Below are 26,000 nucleotides of genomic sequence, written 5' to 3'. Positions count from 1 at the left end.
CGCATATTCGGCGCTCATGGGGGCACTCCGAGTTGCACAAGCGACCGCCTCGTGCAGTCGGCGGCGCTCGGATTTGCGGAGCGGGCCGCTCGACGGCGCCCCTCACCCCTAGGAGTGGCCGTGACCGTGCGCATGGGAGTGGAAGAGGAGTTCCACGTAGTCGAGGTGGAGACCGGCCTCCTGGTGCCCCGAGCGGGCTCCCTGCTCGAACGGCTCCCCAAGCGGACCTTCACCACGGAGCTGAAGCAGTCCGTGGTGGAGACGAACAGTGGCGTGCACGGCTCGCTGGACGACCTGCACGCCGACCTGCTCGGCAGCCGGCGCCAGCTGGACACGGCCGCCTCCGCCCAGGGACTCGCCGTGGTGGCCGCCGGAACGGTGCCGTTGGTCCGCCGTACGTCGGCCGTCCCGGCCACCCCTGGTGTGCGGTATCGGCACATGGTGGACGAGTACCGGGCCGTCGCGGACGAGCAGCTGATCTGCGGAGCGCAGGTCCATGTGGACGTGCCGGACCGCGACACGGCGGTGCGGGTCATGTGCGAGGTCTCGCCGTGGCTGCCGCCGCTGCTGGCACTGTCGGCCAGTTCCCCGTTCTGGCAGGGCGCCGACACCGGCTACGCGAGCTGGCGCACCATGCTGTGGCAGCGCTGGCCCACCGCCGGACCCGTCGGCTGCTTCGCGGACGCCGCCGCCTACGACTCGGCCGTGAACGACCTCATCAACACCGGCGTCATCAGCGACGCCGGCATGATCTATTACGACGTCCGGCCCTCCGCCCACCAGCAGACCCTCGAACTGCGGATCTGCGACGCCTGCCCCCGCGCCCAGACCGTGGTCCTGATCGCCGGTCTCTTCCGCGCCCTGGTCACCCAGGCCCGAGAGCGACTCGAGAGCCGTGGCACCGCCTGCGACGGACGCCACGAATGGCTGCGCGCCGCGACCTGGCGGGCCGCCCGCTCCGGCCTCGAAGACGGCCTCATCGACCCCGCCACCCGCCGCGAGGCCCCCGCCGCCCACGTCATCCACACCCTCCTCCAGCGCGTGCGGCCACACCTGGAGGCCCACGGCGACTGGGACACCGTCCACACCCTCACCCAGGAAGCCCTCGCCGAAGGCACCGCCGCCCACCGCATGCGCCAGACCGCCGACCAGGAAGACCTGCTCGCCTGCGTCGACCTCGCCATCGCCGAAACCCGAGGCGACCGCAAAGCAGCCCGACCCGCGGACGGCGAACGCGCCCGCATCAGCCCGCCGCCACGTCTGGACTCGGAAGGCCCGTACGGCCCCGACGCGGCCCGCATCCAGGGCGCCTGACGAGACAAGGGGCGGAGTCGGAGTCAGCCGGGGGACCGGAGGGAGGGACCGGCGTGGCCACGGGCGAAGCGTGTGCGGACACCGGCCGCGCCCTGATCCCCTCACGGGCCGTGCGACAGGTTCCCCGCCATGGCTGAACTCGGGCCCGTCAGCTGGCCGCCCGCCCCGATACGCACCGAACGGCTCGTCCTGCGCGAGTCCGAGGCCCGGGACCGTACGTCGTTCATCGAGCTGTTCGCCTCACCGGAGGTGAGCACCTACCTCGGCGGCGCCCGACCGCGCGAGGAGCTGGAACGCGCGGTGCCCGAGGTGCCCGGGCGGCGCCCCGGTGTCTTCGTCGTCGAACTCGACGGAACGATGATCGGCACGGTCACGTTGGACCGGCGCGACGCGGAGCGTCCGGGGCATGTCCGTCCTGACGGGGGAGAGGCCGAACTCGGCTACCTGCTCCTGCCCGAGGCGTGGGGACGCGGCTACGCCGCCGAGGCGTGCACGGCGGCCCTGGCCTGGTTCGCCGCCGTGGTCCCCGGCGAGCCGGTGGTCCTCTGCACCCAGACCGCCAACACCCCGTCGATGCGCCTCGCGGCCGAGCTGGGGTTCACGGAAGCGGACCGGTTCGAGGAGTTCGGTGCCGAGCAGTGGTTCGGCGTGCGGTCCCCGGACGCGTAGCGCCGGCCCCCGCATCAGCGCCGGAATCGCGCTGATCCGAGGGCCGGAGAGGCCGTTCGGCGCTTGCCTGGACGGCTCGTACGACGATGGGTTCGTACGCCGCCCGGCGTCGCTGCCGGGTCCTGGGTGCACGGACCTGGAGCCCGCGCGGTGTCGTCAGTCGCGGGCCACCACGCGCAGCGTCTTGACCGAGGAGTCCGCGGCGTCCGGGATCAGGACGCCGTGCTCGACGCCGCTGCGCAGGTAGTCGAGGACCTCGTCGGTGATCACCTCGCCGGGTGCCACGGCCGGCACGCCCGGGGGATAGGGGCTGATCGTCTCGGCCGAGATCCGGCCCGCCGCCCGCTCCACGGGCACGTGCTCGGCGGGCGCGAAGAACGCGTCGCGCGGCAGCATCGCCTGCTCCAGCTCCAGCGCCGAGGGCGCCGGCAGCCGTACGGGCGGCTGACGCTCGATCGAGTCGGCGTTGTCGACGAGCGTGCGCAGCGCGTCGGTGAGGATCTTCTCGGTCTCGTCGTCGTCGGCGTGGGTGATCGACACGCTGATGCGGCAGGTGTCCGAGCCGCCGACGTCCACGTGGCAGTGCGGGCGCAGCCACTCGGCCGCCTGCATGCCGCTGATGCCCAGTTCCCGGACGTCGATCACGATCTTGAGCGGGTCGAAGGCGGCGGTGAACCCCTCGTCGACGATCTCCCGGCCCATCGGGCGCAGCCCGTCGAGATCCTCCGCCACGGCCCGGATGCGGTGGGCGCGCCGGATCGCGGCGTCCAGGAGTTCGTGTCCGTGCTCGACCATCTGGCGCCGCCAGCCGTCGAGCGTGGCGTACACCAGCGACGAGGCGCTCGTCGTCCCCAGCAGGTCCTCGCGCTGCTTGAGGACCTCGGGAGAGATCCGGTCGTACTGGAGGTGGAAGACGGAGCTCTGTTCGATGGCGCCGCCCATCTTGTGCACGCTGGTCACCACGAGGTCGGCCTCGGCGTCCATGCCGTAGGCGGGCAGGTCGGGGTGGAACGGCAGATGGGCACCCCACGCCTCGTCCACGATGAGCGGGACGTCGTACTCGTGGCACACCCGCGCCACACCCCGGATGTCCGCGCAGCTGCCCCAGTCGGTGGGCGTGATCAGCAGCATGCCCTTGGCGTCGGGGTGCTCCTGGAGCCTGCGGCGTACGTCGTCGGGCTCCGGCGGATGTGCCAGGTGACGTTCGGAGTCGAACTTGGGGTGCACCCAGATGGGCTGCACCCCGTTCACGATGACGCCCGCGATCACGGATTTGTGCGCGTTGCGCGACAGGAGCAGCTTTTCGCCCGGCCCGGCGACCGACAGCATGGCGGTCTTGACCGACAGGGAACTGCCGCAGGTGGAGAAGAACGCCTGGTCGGCGCCGACGGCGTCCGCCATCAGGTCCTGCGCCTGGCTGAGCACGCCCTGCGACTGGCGGCGGTCGTCCAGGCCGTTGAGGGACAGCACGTCCGACCTGAAGACGTCCATCCCGACGATCTCGGCCACCCTGGGGTCCGCCCCACGGCCCTGCTTGTGTCCCGGCGGCCCGTAGGCCACGTCTCCCCGGCGGCGGAACTCCTCCAGTGCTTCCAGGACGGGCGCGCGCGAGTGGTCCATCTCTTCTCCCTCGTCGTCTCCGGCGTGCCCCGGTCTCGGCCGGGCGTCCTCGCACCGCCGGCCGACGGCCTGAAGCACACCTCACGAGTTGCACCCGCGCCGTGATCGAAACCTCGCGGGTGTCGAGCACCCCCACGGTGGAACCCGCTTTCCGACAGGCGTACGACCGCACCCCGGCCCCGAGGAGTCCCCATGGACCGCACGCTCGACGACGTACACCAGCGGATCCGCAAGGAGGTGGCCGGCCGGGCCGAGGCGCTGTGGGACGTGGCGCTGCGTCTGCACGCGGACCCGGAGTACGCCTTCGACGAGCACCGGGCGGCGGCGCTGCTGACGGGTGCGCTGGAACGCGAGGGCTTCGCCGTGGAGCGCGGGGTGGCGGACCTGCCGACGGCGTTCACCGCGCGCTCGGGTCGGGGCCGTCCCACCGTCGCGCTGCTGCTGGAGTACGACGCGCTGCCGGGCCTGGGGCACGCGTGCGGCCACAACCTCATCGCCGCCGCCGGACTGGGGGCGGCCCTGGCCGCGGGTGCCGTGCTCGACGCCGGCGACGGGACGGTGCTCGCCGTGGGGACGCCCGCCGAGGAGGGCGGCGGCGGCAAGGCCGTCGAGGTGGAGGCCGGTGTCTTCGACGACGTGGACGCGGCTCTCATGTTCCACCCGGGGGTGTACAGCTGGACGCGGGCGCCGCTGACGGCCCAGGTGCAGTACCGGGTGGGGTTCCACGGGCGCGCGGCGCACCCCACGGGCAATCCGACGGAGGGCATCGACGCGCTCGCGGCACTCGTCGAGCTGTTCAACGTGCTGCACGCCCTGGGCCGCCGGCTGCCCGAGGCGTCCCACATCCAGGGGATCATCACCCACGGCGGCACCGCCACGAACATCGTCCCGGAGTACGCCGAGGGCCGCTTCGGCCTGCGCGCCGCCACCACCGACGCCCTGGCGGACCTGGTCGCCCAACTGGACACCTGTGCCGAGGGAGTCGCCCGGGCCACCGGCACCCGCGCCGAGGTGGAGCGCGTCACCGTCCGCTACGACCACTTCCGCGACAGCGGCACCCTCTCGGAGCGGTTCGCCGCGCATCTGGACCGGGCCGGGATCACGCTCGCAGCGCCCACCCCCGGCGTCTACCTGGGCTCGTCGGACATCGGCAACGTCAGCACGCGCGTGCCCGCCATCCATCCGTTCGTCGCGATCATGGGGGAGGACGCCTCCGACCACACTCCGGAGTTCGCTGCGGCCGCCGCCTCCGAGCGTGCGCGCGAGGTGCTGCTCGCGTCGACGGAGGCCCTGGCGTGCACGGCGGCGGACGTCCTGCTCAGCGCGGATCTTCGTGAACGGGCCTGGTCGGGACATCGCGCGCCGGCCGCGGGCGGGCACTGAGCCCGTGCACGGCCGACGGGGAGGCACCGGCCGACGGTCGGGGCGCACCCGCCCGGCGGCCGGGCGCCCAGGGCACGCGAGGTGCCGTGCCCGCCCTGGGCGGTGTGGCGGCGGTCAGCCGCCCTCGCTTCCGTCCTCGGCGTCCGTCCCCCGCTCCCGGTCGTGCCGCTCCACCCCCTCGAGCGGATCGCCCGCCGAGATGCCGCGGTCCGGGCCGTAGCCCTCCCGCGCGCTCGCGGTGCCCGGGACCGTCCGCTCCTGTGCCTGACGCTCCGCGCCCGAGTGGGAGCCCGGCTCGTCCTGGTCGCGCGCTCGCGCGTAACGGTCGTCCTGCCTGTCCTCGTTGCCGGTCATGTCCGTCCCTTCGTCGGCTCGGGCTCCGTCAAGTTCCCCACGCAGGGGTCCGGAAACGGCGCACGCTCACAGGGCCGCCTGTTCCTCTCCGGGTCTGCGCACCACCGTGAGCAGGTCGTCACGGCCGGCCACCGCTTCCAGGGACAGCGTGTGGTAGCCGGCCTGGTCGAACAGGACGGTGATGCGGTCCCCGTCCTCGCTGAGGACGGTCCCGTCCCCCCAGTGGCCGTGCCGCACCTCGGCGCCGACGGGGAAGTCCTCGACCGCCGGGTGGGCGGACCGCCGCTCGTCCCCGGACACGTCGTCGCCGTCCCGCTCCTCGCACACGTCGCAGTTGTCGCACGGCGTCTCGTACGCCTCGCCGAAGTAGCCGAGCAGGAAGTGCCGCCGGCAGCCGGTCGTCTCGGCGTACGAGCGGGCCATGTCGACCCGGGACTTGTCGGTCCTGCGGTGCGCGTCGGCGGTGAGCGCGGCCTGTTCCGCCGCGTCGTCCGGGTCGGTGGCGGGCGCGGGGTGCACCTCGCCCTCCGCGCCGGTGGTCACGGCGCCGGCCTCCTCCAGGAGGTTCACGGCCGCGGTGACACGGTTGCGCGAGAGTCCCGTCGCCCTGCGCAGTTCCTCCACGCCGGCCGGGTCCGACCGGTGTTCGTGGACGGCGTCGGCCACCTCGGCGAGGACGTCACGGCTGGGGGAGCGGGCGGCGAAGTACGTCTGCATGCCGGTGTCCTCGGACCGGTAGTGCAGCACGGCCAGAGCGGGTTCACCGTCCCTGCCGCCGCGGCCGATCTCCTGGTAGTACGCGTCGAGCGAGCCCGGCAGCGAGGCGTGCAGCACGAACCGTACGTCCTCCTTGTCGATGCCCATGCCGAACGCGGAGGTCGCCACCACCACGTCGGCGTCGCCGGACAGGAACGCGTCGTGGATGCGGGAGCGTTCGGTGGCGCGCAGTCCGGCGTGGTAGGCCTCGGCGGCCAGTCCGAGGGCGGCCAGCTCGCCCGCGAAGAACTCGGTGTCCTTGCGGGTCGCCGCGTAGACGATGCCCGGCTTCGGCTCGGCGGCGGCCCGTTCGACGACCGCCCGGCGCCGGTCGTCCTCGTCCAGGAAGCGGCGCACCTCCAGCCGGATGTTCGGGCGGTCGAAACCGGCCACCATCAGGCGCGGCCGGTCCATGCCGAGCTGCTCGACGATCTCCCTGCGCACCGGGGGCGCCGCCGTCGCGGTCAGCGCGAGCAGCGGCGGCCGGCCCACCCGCCGCGCCGCCTGCTCCAGGCGCAGGTAGTCGGGCCGGAAGTCGTGACCCCACGAGGACACGCACTGCGCCTCGTCCACCACGAACAGGGCGGGACGCAGCGCGGCCAGCCGTTCGATCACGTCGTCGCGGGCCAGCTGCTCGGGAGACAGGTACAGCAGGCGGGCCTCGCCGCGGGCCACGGACTCCCAGGCGGCCTCCGTCGCGGCGGCCCCGAGGTCGGAGTTCACGGCGACCGCGCCGGGCGAGCCGTCGCCGTCCGGCAGCCCGGCGATCTGGTCGCGCTGGAGTGCGAGCAGCGGTGACACGACCACGACCGGGCCGTCGAGCAGCGCCGCCGGCAACTGGTAGACGGCGGACTTGCCCGCGCCGGTCGGCATGACGACGAGGGTGTCGTGGCCGTCGAGGACCCACTCCATGGCGGTGAGCTGCTCGGGCAGCAGGGTGTCCCAGCCGAACACCTCAGCGGCGGTCTCCCGCAACCGGGCCGCCTGTCCGCCGCCCGTGGTCGCTGCCTCTCGGCCCATGCCCCGCTCCTTCACCCGTCCACCGTCGACTGCCGCCGCGCGAGGCACCTCGCGCGACGGAAGCCTCCAGGTACCCCCTGAACACATGTCCAAGTGCGCCGGCCCGGACCGTACGCGTCACCACCGAGCGCGACCATCAGGCGGCGGGACCGCGGCGGGTCCCGGCGCCGGCGTGTGTTCCATGACCACCACCGCCCGTACCGCCGCAAGCGGCTTTGCATGACCATGCGAGAGGGTGCATACTCTTCCTATGTCTAAGGTCCTCACCTCCCTTCCCGCCGGCGAGCGCGTCGGAATCGCCTTCTCGGGCGGCCTCGACACCTCGGTCGCGGTCGCGTGGATGCGCGACAAGGGCGCCGTCCCGTGCACCTACACCGCCGACATCGGTCAGTACGACGAGCCCGACATCGCCTCGGTGCCCGGCCGCGCGCAGACCTACGGCGCCGAGATCGCGCGCCTGGTGGACTGCCGTGCGGCGCTGGTCGAGGAGGGCCTGGCCGCTCTCACCTGCGGCGCGTTCCACATCCGCTCGGGCGGGCGCGCCTACTTCAACACGACACCGCTCGGCCGCGCCGTCACCGGCACCCTGCTGGTCCGGGCGATGCTCGAGGACGACGTGCAGATCTGGGGCGACGGCTCGACCTTCAAGGGCAACGACATCGAGCGGTTCTACCGCTACGGCCTGCTCGCCAACCCGCACCTGCGGATCTACAAGCCCTGGCTGGACGCGGACTTCGTGACCGAGCTGGGCGGCCGCAAGGAGATGTCGGAGTGGCTGGTCGCCCACGACCTGCCCTACCGCGACAGTGCGGAGAAGGCGTACTCCACCGACGCCAACATCTGGGGCGCCACGCACGAGGCCAAGACCCTTGAGCACCTCGACACCGGTGTGGAGACCGTCGAACCCATCATGGGCGTGCGGTTCTGGGACCCGTCCGTCGAGATCGCCGCCGAGGACGTCACGATCGGCTTCGACCAGGGCCGCCCGGTCACCGTCAACGGCAAGGAGTTCGCCTCCCCCGTCGACCTGGTGATGGAGGCCAACGCCATCGGCGGCCGGCACGGCCTCGGCATGTCCGACCAGATCGAGAACCGCATCATCGAGGCCAAGAGCCGCGGCATCTACGAGGCCCCCGGCATGGCGCTGCTGCACGCCGCCTACGAGCGCCTCGTCAACGCCATCCACAACGAGGACACCCTCGCCCAGTACCACAACGAGGGACGGCGCCTGGGCCGCCTCATGTACGAGGGCCGCTGGCTGGACCCGCAGGCCCTGATGATCCGGGAGTCCCTCCAGCGCTGGGTCGGCTCGGCCGTCACCGGCGAGGTCACCCTGCGCCTGCGCCGCGGCGAGGACTACTCGATCCTCGACACCACCGGCCCCGCGTTCAGTTACCACCCCGACAAGCTGTCGATGGAGCGCACCGAGGACTCCGCGTTCGGCCCGGTGGACCGCATCGGCCAGCTCACCATGCGCAACCTCGACATCGCCGACTCCCGCGCCAAGCTGGAGCAGTACGCCGGGCTCGGCCTGATCGGCAGCGCCAACCCCGCCATCGGCGCCGCCCAGGCCGCCGCGACCGGACTGATCGGTGCCATGCCCGAGGGCGGCGCCGAGGCCATCGCCTCCCGGGGCGAGGTGTCCGCCGAGGACGAGCTGCTGGACCGCGCCGCGATGGAGTCGGGCACGGACTGACCGGGTACGCCGCGGACTTGGGGTCGGAACACCGAGCCGCCACACGAAGAACGACGGGCCGGTGCCGCGGCGCCGGCCCGGCCCGGCCGCGCAGCGGTTCGAGCAGCGGTTCACGTGGATCTCGTCGACTGAAGAGGCCACGGCGGGGCACTGGAGTGGAAGACTGTCACCGCCGGTGCGCGTCGAGGTCCCTCATCGCGACCGGCCCCGCGTCCTCCTGGTCGAGGCGGATCCGGGGCGGTCGGACGACGGGAGACCCCATACGTGAGCGCACATCCGGCGGACGCCGCCCCGAGCGAACGGTTCCGGGCCGCCCCGGCCGACGACGCACCCGACGGGACCATCGGCCTCGCCGGAGTGCTCGCCGCCGCGGAGTCCGCGGCACCGGTGGAGTCACTCGACGTCGTCGCCCGCATGCTCGCACAGCGCCTCGACGCGACGGCGGTGTCCTTCCTCCTCACGGATTTCACCGGCGCCTCGGTGGTGCGCCTCGGCGCCGCCGGAACCGTCGAGACGGACGAGCCCGCGCGGCGGATCGACCTGCCCGGCACCCTCTACGACGAGGTGATCCGGACCCAGCAGAGCGCCACGGAGAACCTCGACGACGGCCGCACGGTGCGTGTCATCGCCCCCGTCACCAATCGCGGCGACGCCATAGGGCTTCTCGAACTCTTCCTCGCCTCGCCACCCGACGCCGCCGCGATGCGGGAGATCGGCGAAACGGCACACGCCCTGGCCTACATCGTCATCGCGAACCGCAGCTTCACCGACGTGTACCAGTGGGGCCGTCGCACCAGCCCGCTGAGCCTGGCCGCGGAGATCCAGCACCGCCTGCTGCCCGCCTCCCTCGCCTGCGAGGCCGCGCAGTTCACGGTCGCCGGGGCGCTGGAACCCGCCGACCACGTCGGAGGCGACACCTTCGACTACGTCATCGACCGGGACACCGTGCAGCTGTCCGTCACCGACGCCATGGGCCACGACGTCGACGCCGCGCTGCTCGCCACGCTGGCCGTGGGCGCGCTGCGGCGGGCCAGACGGGCCGGCGCGGACCTCGTCGAACAGGCCGGGCAGGCCCATCAGGCGATGCTGGAGCACGGCCGGCAGAGCTACGTCACCGGCCAGCTGCTGCGCATCAGCCTGCTGGACGGCACCAACGAGTTCGTCAACGCGGGCCACCCATGGCCCCTGCGGCTGCGTGACGGGAAGGTCGATCAACTGCGGGTCGACATCGACATGCCGTTCGGCTTCCAGTTCCCGCACGGCTACCACGTGCAGCGGCTGGACCTCCGGCCCGGTGACCGGCTCGTGATGGTCACCGACGGCATGCTGGAGCGCAGCGCGACCGGCGTGGACCTGAGCTGCCTGATCGAGCAGACCTGCGACCTGCACCCGCGGGAGGCCGCCCGCACGATGATCGCGAAGGTCGTCGCCGCCAACGCGGGCCACCTGGAGGACGACGCGACGATCATGTGCCTGGACTGGCACGGCGTCGCGCAGTCCCGCAGGTACGCCGACACCGGGGCCGACCTCGCCGACGCCTCGCCCTCCCCGACGCCGCCGTTCTGACGGGAGTCCCGGGCGCGCCGAGGGCTCAAGCGGGCGCGTGGAGCGGGAAGTTGCCGTCGTAAGCTCCGCAAACCCCGGCCCCGGGTCTCCTCCGCACCGCGTGACGGACCGCCCAGCCGTCCGCCACCGCGTCCACGTGCCCGGGCCGGTCGGGGTCGCTCACCGAACGCCTCGTCCGGGCGGCCGGCGCCGGACCGTGAATCACCGTGCGCGGCGGGGGTAACCGGCGTCCTGCACCGTTCACCACGTAGGGAGTCACCGTGACGAAGGCAAACGAGGACGAGCAGCTCAACCGGTTCTGCAAGGCGTGCGGTACGCCCGCCGAGGACGGAAGGCTCTGCCGCCACTGTGGCGCCGTACTGGAACTGCCCGACGAGGCCGGGCTGGTCGAGGACCAAGGCGCCGCGGTACGGCGGGACTTCGAAGGGCGCGGGGACCACGCGGGCTGATGCGGGGCTCGCGTGCTCCGGGGCGCGGCGGGCCTCGGTCCCCGTGCCGTCACGCCCGCGCCTCATGAGGCGGGCACCTGTCCGCCGCTTTCCCCACGATGCGTCGCCCTCGGTCCGATGGGCGGCGCATTTGTGGGTACACGGGCCGCATGGCATCGAGGAACGATCACTCCATTCCCCTGCGGGCGGTGCGTCAGCTGCGCCGGATCCGCATGTTCTACGCGGCGAGTGTCCTTGTGTGGGCGGCCTCGGCGATCTGGCTGGGACGGGAGCATCCCGGAAGCCGGCAGATGTGGGTGTCCGTGCTCTTCGTGGTGGTGTTCACCGCCCTGCTGTCCGTCACGTCCCTGTGGCTGTGGCGCCGGCGGCCCGTGGGCGCGGGCGGCGGCCGTCACGCGGGCGCGCGGGGAGTGGCCGCGGGGCGTCACGCGAGCGCTTGAGGGATTCCGACGGCCGGTCGCCGCGTGCTGGAGCACGCCGGCTGCCGGCCGTCAGGCATGTAAGGGACCACGAGCGCTCCCGGCGTGGAGTCCGGACCGATCCCGACTCGTTGCCGAGGGAACGGCAACCTGCGGCCGACCGGGCGCTCGCGCGACGAACGCCGACCGGGCGCTCCCGCACGAACGCCGACCGGGCGCTCCCGCACGAACGCCGTCGTAGCGGTGTCTGAGCCCGTGAGCCCATAGGCCCGTGAGCGCCCGTCGTCGGCCGAGGTCGCTCAGCCCGGCGCGTGTGTCGGCTCCAAGTGGTGGTGGTGCGGTCGGGAGCGGCTGCCGGCCCTCGTGCGCCGCTCGGGCCGCCAGGTGGCCACCAGCGCGGCGGCCAGCAGGAGTTCGGCGATGTCCCCGCCGTAGTACATGATCTCGGCGCCCTGCCGGACCTGGCCGACCGGGGCGTGGATGTCGACGAAGAAGCCGCCGTACATGGCCTGTGCGACCAGGGCGTGCACGGCGACCGCGGCGCCCAGGTACGCGAGCCGGGCGGGCACGCCGGGCCTGCTCGGCGCGGGGTCGGGTCCGGCGATGACGTAGGCGAACAGGCACCCGGACGCGAGGAAGTGCGCGTGCAGCAGCCAGTGCCCCGCGGGATGGCCCATGGCGGTGTTGTACAGCGGAGTGAAGTACAGGGCCGCCAGCGTGCCGGTGCTCAGTGCCAGTGCCACCGCGGGGTGCGCCGCCGCCCTCGCGGGCGGGCTGTGCAGTACCGCGGTCACCTTGCGGGCCCGTGCGGGGGACAGGGCGCGCAGCAGCAGCGTGACGGGCGCCGCCAGGACCAGCGCCAGCGGCGCGTACATGCCGATGAGCATGTGCTGCGCCATGTGTCCGCGGAAGTCGGTGTGCGCCGCCGGGCCCAGCGGCGGCAGCAGCGCCACGGCGAGGACGGCCAGTCCGGTGAGGAAGGACGCCGACCGCCAGTGGTTCCAGCCGAGGGCCGGGTTGCGCCGGCGGGCCCGGTGGACGGCGTGGAGGTAACCCGCGGCGGCGGCGAGCAGGACCAGGACGGTCGGCAGTGTTCCCGGCAGGTTCTGCCCGGTGCTGTGGTGGTGCTCCATGTGCTGCATGCCGTCCATCAGGCGTGGCCTCCGGCCGGCCCGTCGCCGCGGGGGACACCCGTCCCGGCGGAGGCGCCGCCGGGACCGGCGGGGTCGAAGAACCGGCCGCCGCGCTGGAGCAGGAAGCCCCCGAGGACCAGCAGCCCGCCCAGGACGAGGAACGCGGCGTCCCACCAGGCCTGGTGCGGGCCGCCGTGCACGTGATGGATGCCGAGGATCTGGTGGTCCAGGAGCCCCTCGACCAGGTTGAACAGCCCCCAGCCGACCAGGATCCACCCCCACAGCACCCGCGAGGCCCACACCGCCCGCCGGTTGTGCGTGACCCGCGCGTACAGGATGCCCAGGCCCGCGATGACCGCGATCCAGCAGACGGTGTGGAAGACGCCGTCCCAGACCGTGTTCATCTCCAGCCCGGTCACGGTGTCCGGGTCGTAGTACTTCACCCCGATGCGGTCGTGGTTCGTGCTGGTGAGCATGTGGTGCCACTGAAGAAGCTGGTGCAGCAGGATGCCGTCGACGAACCCGCCGAGTCCCACTCCGAGGACGATCCCCGGCAGCCGCAGACTGCTCGGCTCCGTCTCGGCGGCTCGGCCTCGGCCTGGCTCTGTCGTGGTGGCCATCACCCGTTCTCCGTTCCGTCGGCGTACGCGTTTCCCGGACACGGTTGCCCTACCGGACCGACTCAATCACTCATTTCGCGTACGGCCCGCGTCCTTTCGCGCCAGATACGGCCCTCGCGTTCACCCCCGTTCCGCGACGGGTGCCGGGGTGGACGTCAGGCGCTGTGCAAGGTGGAGTCGCAGCGCGCGCACTTGGCTTCGTACTGGTCCGGCGGGCACCAGGAGTCGGGGCCGGCGGGCTGGTAGGCGAGCCGCTTCATGGCGGAAGTGGGCGTGCCGCAGAGCGTGGTGGCGCCCGGCTGCCCCGAACCCGGCGGGTCGGCGGTCACGGCGTGGACGGTCGGCGTGGGCGGAAGGGCGTCGCCGGGCCCGGCGTCGTCGGCGGGCTGGGTGTCGGCTTCCTGGACAGCGATGATCTCCATGGGTTCAGCCTCCGTCGGGTGGCGGCGCTCTGCACGTCGGGTGGGCGAGTTCAGGTGACGGAGGCCGTCGGCGGTGTGAGCGGGGCGCGGCCGGCGTCGCTGGTGCGGTCGGCGCACAGGCCGGTCGACGTGTGACCACCACGTCGGTCTCCTTAGAAGGGCCGGCACGTCCGCCGCGCCGGAGGTCGGCCGACGCGGTGACGGTGTGCCGGTCTCCGGGCGTCCGACTCGCCACCCGGTGGCGTCGCGGGCCGGTGTGCCCAAGAGTGGGCAAAACCCGGTGGGAGGTGCTCGGATCGTTCGATCTCCGGGGCACACGCATGAGGTGACGGACATACCAGAGGGCGTGCCGTGGCCACCGGGATCCGACGGACGGACCCCGGCACACGGCCGGTTCGGCAGGGCGAGGCCGGGAGGACCCATGGATCAGGGACTGGTGCTCCTGGCGGCCTGGGCGCAGTTGGCGGCACTGGTCGCCGTCGGCCTGTACTTCGTCGGCCGGGGCCGGTGAGCACCGGCCGGGTGACGGCGGCCGCGGCGAGCGTCCTGGCCGTCGTGGTGCTGCTGGGCGGATGCGCGGGATCCTCACGTTCGGACGAGGACTACCGCAGCAAGGCCGCCAACACCGCGGAGGCGGCGGCCTCCGCCGTGAACACCGCGTTGATCGGTGTCCGGGCGGCCGGCCGGGGCGACGTCAGCGGTCCGTACGTCTCCACGCTCCTCGGCGAGGCGGAGTCCGACCTCCTGGCCGCCCAGGACACCTTCGAGTCCCGGCAGCCGCCGAGTGAGCAGGCCGACGCCGTCCGGGAGCGGCTCGGCGAGGTCCTCCAGGACGCGGACGACGCCCTGGCCGGGCTGCGCATCGCCGCCCGCCGGGGCGAGGTCAGGGATTTGCCGGAGAAGGCGCGGGAACTGCCCGCTCTCGCCGACCGGCTGGACCGGCTGGAGAGGGAGCTGACGCCGTGAAGCGTTTCTTCGCCGTCACCCTCGGCATCCTCACCGCCATCGGGGGCTTCGTCGACATCGGGGACCTGGTCGCCTCGTCGCTGGTCGGCGCCCGCTTCGGCTTCTCCCTCGTGTGGGTGCTGGTGCTGGGAGTGATCGGCATCTGCGTCTACGCGGAGATGGCCGGCCGGGTGGCCGCGGTGGCCGGACGGCCCACCTTCGACCTCGTGCGGGAACGCCTCGGCCCCCGGGTCGCGCTGGCCAACCTGACCGGCTCGGTGCTCGTGACCGGGCTGACGCTGGCGGCGGAACTGGCCGGTGTGGCGCTCGCCGTCGAACTGATGAGCTCGGTCGCCTATCTGCTGTGGGTGCCCGGCGCCGGACTCGCCGTGTGGCTGGTCATCTGGCGGACCCGCTTCGAGACCATGGAGCGGGTGTTCGGCTTCGCCGGCCTGGCGCTGATCGTCTTCGTGGTCGCCGTGTTCCGGCTGGACCCGTCCTGGGGCAGTGTGCTGCACCGGATGACCCACCCCGAACTCCCCGGCGGTGAAGGGCTGCCCACGTACTTCTATTACGGCATCGCCCTCTTCGCCAGCGCCATGACACCGTACGAGGTCTTCTTCTTCTCCTCCGGCGGCATCGAGGAACGGTGGAGCCGCAAGGACCTGACGACCGCCCGGATGAACGCCTTCGTCGGGTTTCCGCTGGGCGGACTGCTGGCCCTCGCCATCATGAGCGCGGCCGCGCTGCTGCTGCACCCGGCCGGGATCGCCGTCGAGCACCTGTCGCAGGTCGTGCTGCCGGTGGCGTACGCGCTGGGGAAGATCGGTCTCGCGCTGGTGCTCCTCGGAGTCTTCGCCGCGACGTTCGGGGCGGCGCTGGAGACGGCTCTGTCGTCGGGGTACACCGTGGCCCAGTACTTCGGGTGGACCTGGGGGAAGACGGCGGCTCCGCGTACCGCGTCCCGGTTCCACGCGGTGGTGATCGTGGCGCTGATCGCCGGGATGATGCTGATCCTGACGGGGGTGGACCCGGTCATGGTGACGGAGTACTCGCTGGTGTTCGCCGCCGTGGCGCTGCCGCTGACCTACCTCCCCATCCTGGTCGTGGCCAACGACCCCGAATACATGGGCGACGCGGTCAACGGCCGCTTCGCCAATGTCATGGGCGGTCTCTACCTCGTCATCGTAATGATCGCCGCGGTGGCCGCCATCCCCTTGATGATCGCCACGAAAGCAGGTCTGTGATGACGCACCGGGAAGACGGGAAGGCGGACGGGCGGCGCCCCGGCCGCGCCTACAGCGCCCACTTCCACCTGCTCGACCGGCAGGTCGTGGACCATGACGGCCGGCCGGTGTGCAAGGTCGACGATCTCGAACTGGCCCACGACGAGCACGGCCGCCCCTACGTGACCGCCATCCTGGTGGGGCCGCAGGCTCTCGCCCCCAGGCTGGGCGGCGAGCCCGCGCGGCTCCTCGCCGCCGTCCAGCGGCGGCTGAAGGTCAGCAGGGACGAGGGCGCCGCGCGTCTGGACTTCGCCGCCGTCACCGGCATCGGCGCGGTCGTCACCGTCGCCCCGCTCGAAGAGGGGCGAGGCGTCCACGCCCTGGAGGACTGGACGCGCGACAACGTCATCGGACGGCTGCCCGGAGCCGGTCGTGCGGCTGGCTGACCTGATCGGCGCCCTCGTCACCGACTCCGCGGGCCGGGAGGTCGGACATGTCAGCGACGTCCGACTCGTCGAGGTCGAGGCCCCCGGCCATGACACGGGAACGCGCCTGCGTGTCGAGGGCCTGGTCGTGGCCCTGCGGTGGCACGGCCGCCTGCTGGCCTACGACCACCGGCCCGTCCACGGCCCCCGGCCCCTGGCCTGGCTGACCCGCAGGTCCGTCCGCCGGGCTCGCTGGGTGCCCTGGGACCGCGTCGCCCACCATCGGCCGGCGGCCGCCGTGGGGGAACGCGGGGCCCTGCGACTGACCACGACGGCCGACGAGCTCCTGCCCCTGGAGCGGGCTCACCACGAGTGGAACGACTGAGTTCCCGCCGTCGCACCCGACATCGACTCTCGCTTGCCGAGCTGCGGAAAGACCTCGTTACGACTCCGGATGAGGGGGAACCCAGGCGGCATCCACCGTGACCACGGCGCCCGTGTCCCTCCCTCGCGGAGACCGGTACGGGCCGCACAACCGGAGAGGAACGCGATGACCAAGGCGCGAGACATCATGACGGGCGGGGCTCAGTGCGTCGGAGCCGAGGAGACCGTGCTCGACGCCGCCCGCAAGATGAAGGACCTCGGTGTCGGCGCGCTGCCGATCTGCGGCACCGACAACAAGCTCAAGGGTGTGCTCACCGACCGGGACATCGTCGTGAAGGTCCTCGGTGCCGGCAAGGACCCCGCCACCTGTCAGGCCGGCGAACTCGCCCAGGGCGAGGCGGTGACCATCGGCGCCGACGACGACGTGGAGGAGCTCCTGCGCACCATGGCCGAGCACAAGGTACGGCGGCTGCCGGTCATCGACGGGCACGACCTGGTCGGCATGGTGGCCCAGGCCGACGTCGCCCGCTCGCTGTCCGACCCGAAGGTCGGCGACCTCGTGCAGGCCCTGTCCACCGACTGACGCATGGCCGCACCCGGCCCCGGCCGACCGACGGCGGCGCGCCGTCACGGAGGCGTGGGGCCCGGGTGCCCGTGCGGAGGACCGAGCTCCTGCCCTCGGCGCCCGAGGGTGCCGTCGGCGGCGCTCGGTGCGGGCAACGAGTCGCCGAGCACACCGATCACCGCCTGAACGAGAGAAACCCGCGAGCTGCATCATGAGCACCACTGGCGAGCTGCGCGTGCTGGAGAGCCTTGAGGACGTGACCCGGCTGGTCACGCGTCGCCGCGATCTGTACGTGCGCTGGTCGCGCGGTCCCGAACGCGACCTGCCGGACGTGACGAGCACGGACGAGCTGACCGGCGTGAAACTGCCGGGGCTCTCGGCCACGCCGCTGGACGTCGAGGACTGGTGGGGCCGGCGGCCGGTGCACGTGTGGGTCGCGCGGCGGCTCTACGACTACTGCCATCTTCCGCGGGTGAAGGACCCCCGCACCCGGCCGTGGGTGCTGCGGGGCACCGAGACGGCCCGTGGACCGGACAACGAACCGCTGGTGACCGACGTCGAGCCGCTCGGCTGGATCGCCGACCACGTCATCGACGAGGCGCACGACATCGTCACCCGCCAGCCCGGCGACTGGGGCCCTCTGGACCGCCGGGAGGACCTGAGCGACGCCATTCCCCACCGGGACGGAACGGCTCAGGAATCTGCGGAGGCATCGGGGACTCCGTCCGGCTGAACGGGGCACCTGCGGCCGTCGTGGTCGACCGGGTGAAGACGTGTCCGTACGATTTGACGCCGTCGCCGGCCGGACGGTCCCGCTCACCCGGTGAGGTGCCGCTGGAGCCAGTCCGCCGCGGCACGGCGGAACAGGCGGCGGTTGTCCGCCCGCAGGAAGTCGTGCCCCTCGTCGCGCAGGGTGAGCAGTTGCGCGGGCAGGCCGCGTTCCCGTGCCGCCCGCACGAACTGCTCCGACTCCGTCGGCGGCACATTGGTGTCGTGCTCGCCGTGCACCGCGAGCAGCGGCACGCGCAGCGCGTCGATGCGGGTCATCGGGGAGAGGGAGCGCAGAAGGTGCCGGTCACGCTCCGGGTGGCCGTACTTGTGCGCCGCGGACTGCGCGATCCAGGGCTCGGTGCCCTCGAAGAAGGTCGCGAAGTCCGACATGCCGCACACCGCGACGCCGGTACGGAACAGATCCGGATGCCAGACGAGGGAGGCGAAGGTCAGATAGCCCCCGTAGGAGCGGCCCATGACCGCCAGCCGGGCCGGATCGGCCAGCCCCGTCACGATCGTATGGGCCGCGCAGTCCGCGACGTCGTCGAGCGCGGCGAACCGTCCCTCTCCCAGATCCGCGTCGACGAACGAGCGTCCGTGCCCGGAGGATCCGCGCACGTCCGGCGCGAAGACGTCCAGGCCGCGGGAGAGCAGTTCGTGGTACAGCGGGTTGAAGACCGGGCGTTCCTGTTCCTCGGGGCCGCCGTGCAGATGGATCACGCACGGCGCGAGTTCGCCCGCGGCGCGTCCCGGGGCGCGGTAGTACCAGCCGCTCAGGGGCAGTCCGTCCCGCGCGGTCGGACTCAGCGGCACCGGCCGTACGGGGGGAAGGCCGGGCGGTACGGCGTCCTCGTCGCGGGACGACCACGGGGTGCGTGCCGGAGCCCCGCCGTCGGTCAGCCACCACACGCCGGGCCGGCGCTGGGACCCGGACATGGCCAGGACCGGCAGGCCCTCGTCCGCCACCGCGACGCGGGTGACCACTTCGTGGGGCAGCGGTACGGGCCTCGCGGGTCCCGTCCGGGGAGTCCCCTCGGCCGGGCCGGGGGAGGCCGTGCCCGCGCTTCCGGCTCCGCCCGCCGGTGGAGCCGCGTCGACGCTGGAGGTCACGGTTCCCGCCTCGGCGGGAAACACCTCGGCGATCTCCAGTTCGCCGGCTCCCCGGACGTTCCACGCCAGCACGGCCAGCCGTCCGTGATCGGCGAAGGCCAGCAGTTCCAGGTCGCAGTCCTCCCGGGCGGCCACCGCCGTCACACGGTCCGGCCGGCCTCCGGGTCCGAGGTCGACCGCGAACAGCGCGGCGAACTCCCGGCCGGCGTCGCTGCGCAGCCACAGCGTCCGCCCGTCGGGCGAGAAGCGCCCGATCCAGGGGTCGCCGTCGGCGACGCGCATGGCCCAGGCCGCGCCCGGGGCGACGGTGGGGAGGACGACGGCCTCGCGGTGGCCGCGGGGCCCCCGCCGCAGCAGCGCCAGGGTGCCGTCGCGGCTGAGGTCGCACACGCGCAGGGTGGCGGCGCCCGGTTCCGTGAGGAGGAGCGTCGGCGCGGTGAGGCCGTCCGGGTCGATCAGATAGGCGGACAGCGCGTCCCCGGTCTCCGCGTCGTGCGCGCTGAACGAGGTGGCGGAGCCGCCGTCGGCACGGGCGGCACCCGTGTATCCCGGGGCGGACCCGTCCGGCGAACCCAGGCCGGAGCCGATGTCACGCCAGGTGGGGGAGGGGTTCGGGTCGGTGCGAGGGTGTGCGGCACCGTCGAGCAGGACGGCGTGGCCGTCGCGTTCGGTCCATCCGGCCGGCAGCCCGCCGGTCACCGTCCCCGGGTGGGCCGCGGCCGGCGCGGGGGAGCCGCCCGCAGAGGTGGTCGGCGTCGCGACGGTCACGGCGAGCGCCGAACCGTCGGGGCGCCAGCAGCCCAGGTGGGCGGAGCTGCCCGCCTCGGCACCGGCCAGGATGTGGCGGCCGGTGCCGTCGGGTCGTACGCAGAGCACGCGTGTGTGTTCACCGCCGCCCGGAGCGGTGGTGTAGGCGATCCACCGGCCGTCGGGGGACCAGGACACCTCCTGGACCGGGTCCGGGTCGGAGTCCAGCAGGCGCGGCTCGTCGCCGTCGACCGGTCCCGCCCACAGCTGGGGGATGCCGCTCCGGTCGCAGATGAACGCCGCTTCGGCGCCGCCGGGGCCGACGGACGGATACCAGCAGCCGTGCGCGACCAGGCGGGTCGTGGCCTCCCGGGGGCCGGAGGCGTCTGGCAGCGGTACCTGGGCCGGGGCCGTCAGGGCGCGGGCCCGCGCGACCTCCGGCAGGGCCGACCGGGTGTAGGCGTGCGGCTGTGTCTCCGACCGCGGCCCGTCACGAGGGGGCGTCCCGGGTGCCGTGGACGGATACGCGAGGAGTGAGGGCTCCGAGGCGGTGTACAGGCCGTGGGGGCCGTTCCGGTCGGTCAGATTCCGTGCGTTTGCAGCCATATCTCCAGCAAAGCTACCTGCCACAGCGCGTTCGCTCCGCGATTCGTGCGGTGTTCGTCGGGTGCCGCGAGGAGTTCCCGCACGTACGACTCCCGGAAGATCCCGCGCTGCCGTGCCGCGGGAGCGTTCAGGGCGTCCTGCACCCGGGTCAGGACGGGGCCGGCCATGTGCTTGATCGCCGGCACGGGGAAGTAGCCCTTGGGGCGGTCCACGACGTCGCGGGGGAGCAGCTTGCGGCCCGCCTCCTTCAGGACTCCCTTGCCGCCGTCGGCCAGCTTCAGCTCCGGCGGGCAGGCGGCGGCCAGTTCCACCAGCTCGTGGTCGAGGAACGGCACCCGGGCCTCCAGGCCCCAGTCCATGGTCATGTTGTCGACCCGCTTGACCGGGTCGTCCACCAGCATGACGTGGGTGTCCAGGCGCAGGGCGGCGTCCAGGGCGGTCTCGGCGCCGTCGACGGACATGTGCTCGCTGACGAAGCGGCCCGACACGTCGTCGGACGGCAGCATGTGCGGTTGCAGCATCCGGGCGAGGTCGGCGTGCGGCCGGTCGAAGTAGACCTCGGCGTACCGCCGCGGCTCGTGCTCCCGGTCGACGGCGGCCAGCCGCGGATACCAGTGGTAGCCGGCGAACACCTCGTCGGCGCCCTGTCCGCTCTGGACGACCTTCACCTCCTTGGCCACCTGCTCGGACAGCAGGTGGAAGGCGACGACGTCATGGCTGACCATCGGTTCGCTCATCGCCGCGACGGCCCCGTCCAGCGCCTCCGACACCCGGCCGGAGGGCACCAGCAGCTGGTGGTGGTCGGTGGCGAACTCCTTGGCGACGAGGCCGGAGTAGCGGAACTCGTCGCCCTCCTCCCCGCCCTCGGACTCGAAGCCGACGCTGAACGTCGCGAGGTCCCGCTGTCCCTCGTCGGCCAGCAGCGCCACGATGAGGCTGGAATCCAGGCCGCCGGAGAGCAGGACGCCGACAGGGACATCGGCCACCATCCGGCGGCGCACGGCGGTGCGCAGCGCGTCGAGCACCGCGTCCCGCCACTCGGTCGCGGTCATGTCCGCGAACTCCGGTCGGCGGGTGTACGACGGCTGCCAGTACAGGTGGTCCTCGTGGCGGCCGTCCGGCTCGACGACCCGCACGGTGGCGGGCGGCAGCTTGCGTACCCCGGCCAGGACGGTGCGGGGGGCGGCGACGGTGGCGTGCCAGGTGAGGTACTGGTGGACGGCGACCGGGTCGAGCGAGGTGTCCACGTCGCCGGCGGCGAGCAGAGCGGGCAGCGAGGAGGCGAAACGCAGCCGGTCCGGCGTCTGCGAGACGTACAGCGGCTTGATGCCGAGCCGGTCGCGGCCCAGCACCAGCCGTCCGCTGCCGTGCTCGAAGATCGCGAAGGCGAACATGCCGTGGAAGTGGTCGACGCATGCCGTGCCCCACTGCCGGTAGGCCTTGAGAACCACCTCGGTGTCGGAGGTGGACGCGAAGCGGTGGCCGAGACCGGTCAGTTCCTCGCGCAGCTCGCGGTAGTTGTAGACGCAGCCGTTGAAGACCCCGGTGATGTCCTGCTCGGTGTCCGTCATCGGCTGCGCGCCGAGATCCGACAGGTCGATGATCTTCAGTCGCCGGTGGCCCAGTGCCACCGGTCCGTGCGTCCACACTCCCTGGCCGTCGGGACCTCGGGCGGCGAGGCGGTCGTTCATGCGCTCCACGGCCGCCACGTCGGCTCGCCCGCCGTCGAAACGGATTTCCCCGCTCAGTCCGCACATCAGGCCTCGCCTCCCCGGCGGGCCGGACGGTGACCGCCCGTCGGTGGTCGGCCGGATCGGTGGGCAGGAGTCCGAGCGGCACGAGTGCTGGACATGACCTTGATCCTCCTCAAGGGTGATGGGATGCGGAGCGTCGCCGGGACGGGACCGCCAGGAGTGCCGGGGCAGGGCCGGCGCCGGGTGCCCGACGACGCGCTGTCAGGGGCCGGCGAGGCGGCTCGGAGCGGAACCGAGGATGCCGCCGGCCCGGAGGCGCGTGGGTGTGGCGAGCCGCCGGTGCATGCCGTCCGCGGGTCGGGCTGCTTTGCGGTCGCCGCGGGTTTCGGCGATGGCGAGGTCGACGCAGGCGAGCAGGTCTTCCTGGTCGGCGGTCTGGCGCATGCGGTGGGCGGCGGTGCCTTCGGCGAGGGCTTCCTGGGTGAGGGTGTGGACGGTGTCCCAGTCGCCGTGGGCCTCCAGGTGTGGCCGCACGCGTTGCAGGAGGGTGTGGATGACGTGGGCGGCGGGGGCCTCGCGGCGGGTGGCGGGGTCGATGAGGCCGTCTTCGAGGCCGGAGCGGGCGGCCCGCCAGGTCGCGGCGCGCAGCCATTCGTGGCGTCCGTCGCAGGTGGTGCCACGGCTCTCGAGTCGCTCTCGGGCCTGGGTGACCAGGGCGCGGAAGAGGCCGGCGATCAACACCACGGTCTGGGCGCGGGGGCAGGCGTCGCAGATCCGCAGTTCGAGGGTCTGCTGGTGGGCGGAGGGCCGGACGTCGTAATAGATCATGCCGGCGTCGCTGATGACGCCGGTGTTGATGAGGTCGTTCACGGCCGAGTCGTAGGCGGCGGCGTCCGCGAAGCAGCCGACGGGTCCGGCGGTGGGCCAGCGCTGCCACAGCATGGTGCGCCAGCTCGCGTAGCCGGTGTCGGCGCCCTGCCAGAACGGGGAACTGGCCGACAGTGCCAGCAGCGGCGGCAGCCACGGCGAGACCTCGCACATGACCCGCACCGCCGTGTCGCGGTCCGGCACGTCCACATGGACCTGCGCTCCGCAGATCAGCTGCTCGTCCGCGACGGCCCGGTACTCGTCCACCATGTGCCGATACCGCACACCGTCAGTGGTGAGCGTGTCCGCAGGACGGGCCAGGGGCACCGTCCCGGCGGCCACCACGGCGAGTCCCTGGGCGGACGCGGCCCTGTCGAGCCGGCGCCGGCTGCCGAGCAGGTCGGCGTGCAGGTCGTCCAGCGAGCCGTGCACGCCACTGTTCGTCTCCACCACGGACTGCTTCAGCTCCGTGGTGAACGTGTCCTCCGAGAGCCCGTCCAGCACGGCGTCGGCACGCGGGACCAGCAGACCCGTCTCCACCTCGACCAGGTGGAACTCCTCTTCCACTCCGATGCGCACAGTCACGGCCACTCCTCGAGGGCGGGGCGACGCTCGGCCGCCCCTCCCGAAACTCCGCTCCTCCGCCGCCGTCCGCATGACGGCGGCCATGCACATCGGAGTGCCCCGATGACGATCAAATACGCGCGCGGTGCTCCCCCGCGAGTCCGAAAGCACACGTGAGCGGGCCTTTCCGAGCTACGAAGCGTCGGCCTCCGCCGGGGAGGCGGCGACGTCCACGACCCAGGTCACGCCGTACCGGTCCCGCAGCATGCCGTACAGGGGCGCCCACTGCGCCCGCTCCAGCGGTTGCAGCACCGTCCCACCCTCGATGAGCTTCTTCCAGCAGGCGGTGGCCTCCGCCGCCGTCCCGGCGCGCACCGACACGAAGAACGCGTTCTCGCCCTGGTTCCACGGCATGCGAGCGGGCACGTCGTACGCCATCACGTGGAAGCCGCTGGCGGCGGTGACCTGGCCCCACATCACCTGGTCGGCCTCGGACGGGTCCTGGACGTTGCCGGCGTCCTCGTACGTCACCAGTGCGGTGTCCCCGCCGAACACGGACTGGTAGAACGTGAGCGCCTCGCGGGCGTCACCTCGGAAGTTCAGATGGGTCACGGCGGCGACGGACATGTGGTGCTCCTGTCTCACGGGAAGGGCCGGGAGGGTTGCGCGTCCCGGCGTCGTGCGATGACAGTCGCAGGGGTGGCGGCCAGGGAGTGTCCGCTACCCGGGGGCGAGCCGAACCCGCCGCGGCAGCAGTCCACGGGACTCCCGGCGGAGGCTCGTCAGGGCCGGGCTCACGGCAGCAGTCGCTGCTCCTTGGCCACGGCCACCGCGCCCGCCCGGGTGTCGACGCCGAGCTTGCCGTAGATGCGTCCCAGGTGGGTCTTCACCGTCGCCTCGCTGATGAACAGGGCCTTCGCGATCTCGCGGTTGCCGAGCCCCTGCGCGAGCTGCGTGAGGATGTCCCGCTCCCGGTCGGTCAGCGTGGGCCGCGGGCTGCGCAGGCTCGCCATCACCCGGCCGGCGACGGGGGCGGAGAGCGTGGTGCGGCCGCGGGCGGCGGCGTGGACGGCGGCGAACAGTTCCTCCGGCCGCTCCGCCTTGAGCAGGTAGCCCGTCGCACCCGCCCCGATGGCCCGGGTGATGTCCGCGTCCGTGTCGTACGTCGTCAGGACGAGCACGCGCGGGCCGTCACCGCCGGCGGTGGTGAGGCGGCGGGTGGTCTCCACTCCGTCGATGCCGTCCCCGAGCTGGAGGTCCATGAGGACGACGTCCGGTCGCAGCTTCGCGCTCAGCGCGAGCGCCTCCTCTCCCGTGCCGGCCTCGCCCGCGACCTCGATGCCGGGCGCGTTGTCCAGCAGCGCGAGCAGCCCGGCCCGCACCACGGCGTGGTCGTCGCACAGCAGGACGCGGACGGGCCCCGAGGTCTCTCGCGCGTCGTTCATGAGGAGGGCTCCAAGGGGATCGCGGCGGACAGGACGGCGCCTTCGCCCGGCGCGGACTCGACGGTCAGGGTGCCGCCGAGGCGACGCAGGCGCGCACGCATCGCCGGCACCCCGTGGCCCCGCGCCCCGGAGCCGGAGGCGGGCGGCTCCCCGGGGACGAAACCCCGGCCGTCGTCGGCCACGTCGAGGACGACCCGGTCGTCCAGCAGGGTGAGGGTGAGGGTGGCCGTACGGGCTCCGGAGTGCTCCCTGACGTTGGCCAGGGCGCCCTGGGCGATCCGCAGCAGGGCGGAGCGGACCCGCTCGGGGAGCCGGGGCCCGTCGCCCGCGTCGTCGACGCGGACCTGGACGGTGAGGCGCTCGTGCGATTCGCGTGCGGCCAGGGCGCGCAACGCCTGGGCGAGGTCGCCGCCGCCGGCCAGGTCGGACGGGGCCAGGTCGTGGACGAAGCGGCGGGCCTCGTCGAGGTTGTGCTCGGTGACGGATTCGGCGGTGCGCACGTGCGCCCGGGCCTTCACCGGGTCGGACTCCCAGACCAGATCGGCCGCCTGCAGGAGCATCCGCTGGCTCGAAAGGCCCTGGGCGAGCGTGTCGTGGATCTCCATGGACAGACGCTGCCGTTCGGCGAGGGTGCCTTCCCGGCGTTCCGAGGCGGCCAGCTCACGGCGGGTGCGGACCAGATCCTCGATGAGGAGCCGCTGCCGTACGTTCTGCCGTTCCCTCTGGAGGAAGACGGCCGTGGCGATCGCGGCGACGGCGGGCGGGGCCAGCAGCAGATTGGGGTCGAAGGACCCGGCGAGACGCAATTGCGCGGCCACGACGAAACCCGTCAGCACGGCGACCAGCGCGAGCGCCGCCCGCTCGGGCAGGACGCGCAGCCCCGTGTAGAAGAGCGGCACCGCGCACCAGGCGAAGCTGGGCGCGAGGACCACGAGGACCATCCACACCGCCACGACCGCGGCGGGCCGCCCGAGCGCCCACGCGCCCAGCCGGCCGCCGTCCCGGCCCCGCGCCGCCGCCTCCCCCCGCGCGGCCGGCGCCCACGGGCCGTGCACCCCCGCGAACGCCGACCCCCGGGGCCCGCGCGACGGGAGGGCGTAGAGGACCGCCAGCAGAGCGGAGAGCGCGATGATCCACGGCGTCCGGGCCTCGCCGGGGTGGCGCAGCAGGAACCGCGCCAGCGCGCCGCCGAGCAGGAGGAAGAACGCCACGTGCATCACGGCACCGAGC

At 73.1% G+C, this 26,000-nt stretch carries 25 protein-coding genes; 13 read left to right on the top strand and 12 right to left on the bottom strand.

What is annotated here, in order from left to right; translation table 11 throughout:
* Positions 1–120 precede the first annotated feature (120 nt).
* A complete protein-coding gene (locus ACWGIS_RS17320; protein ID WP_453363265.1) occupies positions 121–1,314 on the top strand; it encodes a carboxylate-amine ligase in 1,194 nt (397 codons plus the stop codon).
* A gap of 129 nt (positions 1,315–1,443) precedes the next feature.
* Positions 1,444–1,983, top strand: coding sequence for a GNAT family N-acetyltransferase (locus ACWGIS_RS17315; RefSeq protein WP_453363264.1), 540 nt, complete (start codon positions 1,444–1,446; stop codon positions 1,981–1,983).
* 156 nt (positions 1,984–2,139) lie between these two features.
* On the opposite strand, the gene ACWGIS_RS17310 is transcribed toward ACWGIS_RS17315, so the two are convergent.
* Complete coding sequence (locus ACWGIS_RS17310; protein WP_453363263.1) at positions 2,140–3,603, bottom strand: aminotransferase class I/II-fold pyridoxal phosphate-dependent enzyme; 1,464 nt, start codon at positions 3,601–3,603, stop codon at positions 2,140–2,142.
* Between the two features lie 192 nt (positions 3,604–3,795).
* Between ACWGIS_RS17310 and ACWGIS_RS17305 the strand changes: the two genes are divergently transcribed.
* The gene (locus tag ACWGIS_RS17305; protein ID WP_453363262.1) at positions 3,796–4,986 is read left to right on the top strand and encodes an amidohydrolase; all 1,191 of its coding nucleotides are present in this window, start codon (positions 3,796–3,798) and stop codon (positions 4,984–4,986) included.
* Positions 4,987–5,100: 114 nt separating this feature from the next.
* On the opposite strand, the gene ACWGIS_RS17300 is transcribed toward ACWGIS_RS17305, so the two are convergent.
* A complete protein-coding gene (locus tag ACWGIS_RS17300; RefSeq protein WP_453363261.1) occupies positions 5,101–5,340 on the bottom strand; it encodes a hypothetical protein in 240 nt (79 codons plus the stop codon).
* A 66-nt stretch (positions 5,341–5,406) separates the two neighbouring features.
* A complete protein-coding gene (locus tag ACWGIS_RS17295) occupies positions 5,407–7,116 on the bottom strand; it encodes a RecQ family ATP-dependent DNA helicase (RefSeq protein WP_453363260.1) in 1,710 nt (569 codons plus the stop codon).
* Positions 7,117–7,366: 250 nt separating this feature from the next.
* Here ACWGIS_RS17295 and argG point away from each other — a divergent pair, with 250 nt between their 5' ends.
* From argG to ACWGIS_RS17275, 4 genes are all read left to right on the top strand, one after another.
* Positions 7,367–8,812 (top strand): argininosuccinate synthase, encoded by a 1,446-nt coding sequence (gene argG / locus ACWGIS_RS17290; RefSeq protein WP_453363259.1) that lies wholly within the window; start codon positions 7,367–7,369, stop codon positions 8,810–8,812.
* Between the two features lie 264 nt (positions 8,813–9,076).
* Complete coding sequence (locus tag ACWGIS_RS17285; protein ID WP_453363258.1) at positions 9,077–10,378, top strand: PP2C family protein-serine/threonine phosphatase; 1,302 nt, start codon at positions 9,077–9,079, stop codon at positions 10,376–10,378.
* A gap of 260 nt (positions 10,379–10,638) precedes the next feature.
* A complete protein-coding gene (locus ACWGIS_RS17280) occupies positions 10,639–10,827 on the top strand; it encodes a hypothetical protein (RefSeq protein ID WP_453363257.1) in 189 nt (62 codons plus the stop codon).
* Positions 10,828–10,976: 149 nt separating this feature from the next.
* The gene (locus tag ACWGIS_RS17275; protein WP_453363256.1) at positions 10,977–11,267 is read left to right on the top strand and encodes a hypothetical protein; all 291 of its coding nucleotides are present in this window, start codon (positions 10,977–10,979) and stop codon (positions 11,265–11,267) included.
* Between the two features lie 278 nt (positions 11,268–11,545).
* Here the strand turns inward: ACWGIS_RS17275 and ACWGIS_RS17270 are convergent, their stop codons facing one another.
* The 3 genes from ACWGIS_RS17270 to ACWGIS_RS17260 all read right to left on the bottom strand — a co-directional run bounded on the left by ACWGIS_RS17270 (position 11,546) and on the right by ACWGIS_RS17260 (position 13,421).
* Entirely contained in the window at positions 11,546–12,397 is an 852-nt protein-coding gene (locus ACWGIS_RS17270) for a cytochrome c oxidase assembly protein (RefSeq protein ID WP_453363255.1), read from the bottom strand.
* On the bottom strand, positions 12,397–12,999 hold the full coding sequence (locus ACWGIS_RS17265; RefSeq protein ID WP_453363254.1) for a DUF2243 domain-containing protein: 603 nt from the start codon (positions 12,997–12,999) through the stop codon (positions 12,397–12,399). The genes ACWGIS_RS17270 and ACWGIS_RS17265 overlap by 1 nt, the downstream gene beginning before the upstream one ends.
* Before the next feature lie 155 nt (positions 13,000–13,154).
* Positions 13,155–13,421: a hypothetical protein gene (locus tag ACWGIS_RS17260; protein WP_453363253.1), complete on the bottom strand. Its 267-nt coding sequence runs from the start codon at positions 13,419–13,421 to the stop codon at positions 13,155–13,157.
* Positions 13,422–13,928: 507 nt separating this feature from the next.
* Here ACWGIS_RS17260 and ACWGIS_RS17255 point away from each other — a divergent pair.
* From ACWGIS_RS17255 to ACWGIS_RS17230, 6 genes are all read left to right on the top strand, one after another.
* On the top strand, positions 13,929–14,387 hold the full coding sequence (locus ACWGIS_RS17255) for a hypothetical protein (RefSeq protein ID WP_453363252.1): 459 nt from the start codon (positions 13,929–13,931) through the stop codon (positions 14,385–14,387).
* Positions 14,384–15,613 (top strand): NRAMP family divalent metal transporter, encoded by a 1,230-nt coding sequence (locus ACWGIS_RS17250; protein WP_453363251.1) that lies wholly within the window; start codon positions 14,384–14,386, stop codon positions 15,611–15,613. Before ACWGIS_RS17255 ends, ACWGIS_RS17250 begins: the two co-directional genes overlap by 4 nt.
* The gene (locus ACWGIS_RS17245) at positions 15,613–16,038 is read left to right on the top strand and encodes a hypothetical protein (RefSeq protein ID WP_453363250.1); all 426 of its coding nucleotides are present in this window, start codon (positions 15,613–15,615) and stop codon (positions 16,036–16,038) included. Before ACWGIS_RS17250 ends, ACWGIS_RS17245 begins: the two co-directional genes overlap by 1 nt.
* Positions 16,025–16,402 carry a PRC-barrel domain-containing protein gene (locus ACWGIS_RS17240; protein ID WP_453363249.1) on the top strand — a complete coding sequence of 126 codons (378 nt, stop codon included), beginning with the start codon at positions 16,025–16,027 and terminating at the stop codon, positions 16,400–16,402. Before ACWGIS_RS17245 ends, ACWGIS_RS17240 begins: the two co-directional genes overlap by 14 nt.
* Positions 16,403–16,567: 165 nt before the next feature.
* Positions 16,568–16,984, top strand: a complete 417-nt coding sequence (locus ACWGIS_RS17235; protein WP_453363248.1) for a CBS domain-containing protein — start codon at positions 16,568–16,570, stop codon at positions 16,982–16,984.
* A 193-nt stretch (positions 16,985–17,177) separates the two neighbouring features.
* On the top strand, positions 17,178–17,699 hold the full coding sequence (locus tag ACWGIS_RS17230) for a DUF6098 family protein (RefSeq protein WP_453363247.1): 522 nt from the start codon (positions 17,178–17,180) through the stop codon (positions 17,697–17,699).
* 83 nt (positions 17,700–17,782) lie between these two features.
* Here the strand turns inward: ACWGIS_RS17230 and ACWGIS_RS17225 are convergent, their stop codons facing one another.
* The 6 genes from ACWGIS_RS17225 to ACWGIS_RS17200 all read right to left on the bottom strand — a co-directional run bounded on the left by ACWGIS_RS17225 (position 17,783) and on the right by ACWGIS_RS17200 (position 25,987).
* Positions 17,783–20,200: a S9 family peptidase gene (locus tag ACWGIS_RS17225; RefSeq protein WP_453363246.1), complete on the bottom strand. Its 2,418-nt coding sequence runs from the start codon at positions 20,198–20,200 to the stop codon at positions 17,783–17,785.
* Positions 20,176–21,957, bottom strand: coding sequence for an N-acetylglutaminylglutamine amidotransferase (locus tag ACWGIS_RS17220; protein WP_453363245.1), 1,782 nt, complete (start codon positions 21,955–21,957; stop codon positions 20,176–20,178). Before ACWGIS_RS17220 ends, ACWGIS_RS17225 begins: the two co-directional genes overlap by 25 nt.
* A gap of 198 nt (positions 21,958–22,155) precedes the next feature.
* Positions 22,156–23,346: a carboxylate-amine ligase gene (locus ACWGIS_RS17215; protein WP_453363244.1), complete on the bottom strand. Its 1,191-nt coding sequence runs from the start codon at positions 23,344–23,346 to the stop codon at positions 22,156–22,158.
* Between the two features lie 171 nt (positions 23,347–23,517).
* A complete protein-coding gene (locus ACWGIS_RS17210; RefSeq protein ID WP_453363243.1) occupies positions 23,518–23,952 on the bottom strand; it encodes a VOC family protein in 435 nt (144 codons plus the stop codon).
* Between the two features lie 167 nt (positions 23,953–24,119).
* A complete protein-coding gene (locus ACWGIS_RS17205) occupies positions 24,120–24,770 on the bottom strand; it encodes a response regulator (protein WP_453363242.1) in 651 nt (216 codons plus the stop codon).
* Positions 24,767–25,987: a sensor histidine kinase gene (locus ACWGIS_RS17200; protein ID WP_453363317.1), complete on the bottom strand. Its 1,221-nt coding sequence runs from the start codon at positions 25,985–25,987 to the stop codon at positions 24,767–24,769. Before ACWGIS_RS17200 ends, ACWGIS_RS17205 begins: the two co-directional genes overlap by 4 nt.
* Positions 25,988–26,000 lie beyond the last annotated feature (13 nt).

The organism is Streptomyces sp. NPDC054842, assembly GCF_053611025.1.
This window is presented reverse-complemented; position numbering and strand designations above follow the sequence as displayed.

Excerpts from the sequence above, each read along its gene's own strand:
- ACWGIS_RS17270 (WP_453363255.1), bottom strand. The coding sequence starts at position 12,397 with ATGGACGGCATGCAGCACATGGAGCACCACCACAGCACCGGGCAGAAC.
- argG (WP_453363259.1), top strand. The coding sequence starts at position 7,367 with ATGTCTAAGGTCCTCACCTCCCTTCCCGCCGGCGAGCGCGTCGGAATC.
- ACWGIS_RS17225 (WP_453363246.1), bottom strand. The coding sequence starts at position 20,200 with ATGGCTGCAAACGCACGGAATCTGACCGACCGGAACGGCCCCCACGGC.
- ACWGIS_RS17230 (WP_453363247.1), top strand. The coding sequence starts at position 17,178 with ATGAGCACCACTGGCGAGCTGCGCGTGCTGGAGAGCCTTGAGGACGTG.
- ACWGIS_RS17200 (WP_453363317.1), bottom strand. The coding sequence starts at position 25,987 with ATGCACGTGGCGTTCTTCCTCCTGCTCGGCGGCGCGCTGGCGCGGTTC.
- ACWGIS_RS17315 (WP_453363264.1), top strand. The coding sequence starts at position 1,444 with ATGGCTGAACTCGGGCCCGTCAGCTGGCCGCCCGCCCCGATACGCACC.
- ACWGIS_RS17300 (WP_453363261.1), bottom strand. The coding sequence starts at position 5,340 with ATGACCGGCAACGAGGACAGGCAGGACGACCGTTACGCGCGAGCGCGC.
- ACWGIS_RS17265 (WP_453363254.1), bottom strand. The coding sequence starts at position 12,999 with ATGGCCACCACGACAGAGCCAGGCCGAGGCCGAGCCGCCGAGACGGAG.
- ACWGIS_RS17210 (WP_453363243.1), bottom strand. The coding sequence starts at position 23,952 with ATGTCCGTCGCCGCCGTGACCCATCTGAACTTCCGAGGTGACGCCCGC.
- ACWGIS_RS17305 (WP_453363262.1), top strand. The coding sequence starts at position 3,796 with ATGGACCGCACGCTCGACGACGTACACCAGCGGATCCGCAAGGAGGTG.
- ACWGIS_RS17295 (WP_453363260.1), bottom strand. The coding sequence starts at position 7,116 with ATGGGCCGAGAGGCAGCGACCACGGGCGGCGGACAGGCGGCCCGGTTG.
- ACWGIS_RS17310 (WP_453363263.1), bottom strand. The coding sequence starts at position 3,603 with ATGGACCACTCGCGCGCGCCCGTCCTGGAAGCACTGGAGGAGTTCCGC.
- ACWGIS_RS17275 (WP_453363256.1), top strand. The coding sequence starts at position 10,977 with ATGGCATCGAGGAACGATCACTCCATTCCCCTGCGGGCGGTGCGTCAG.
- ACWGIS_RS17220 (WP_453363245.1), bottom strand. The coding sequence starts at position 21,957 with ATGTGCGGACTGAGCGGGGAAATCCGTTTCGACGGCGGGCGAGCCGAC.
- ACWGIS_RS17245 (WP_453363250.1), top strand. The coding sequence starts at position 15,613 with ATGACGCACCGGGAAGACGGGAAGGCGGACGGGCGGCGCCCCGGCCGC.
- ACWGIS_RS17235 (WP_453363248.1), top strand. The coding sequence starts at position 16,568 with ATGACCAAGGCGCGAGACATCATGACGGGCGGGGCTCAGTGCGTCGGA.
- ACWGIS_RS17205 (WP_453363242.1), bottom strand. The coding sequence starts at position 24,770 with ATGAACGACGCGCGAGAGACCTCGGGGCCCGTCCGCGTCCTGCTGTGC.
- ACWGIS_RS17260 (WP_453363253.1), bottom strand. The coding sequence starts at position 13,421 with ATGGAGATCATCGCTGTCCAGGAAGCCGACACCCAGCCCGCCGACGAC.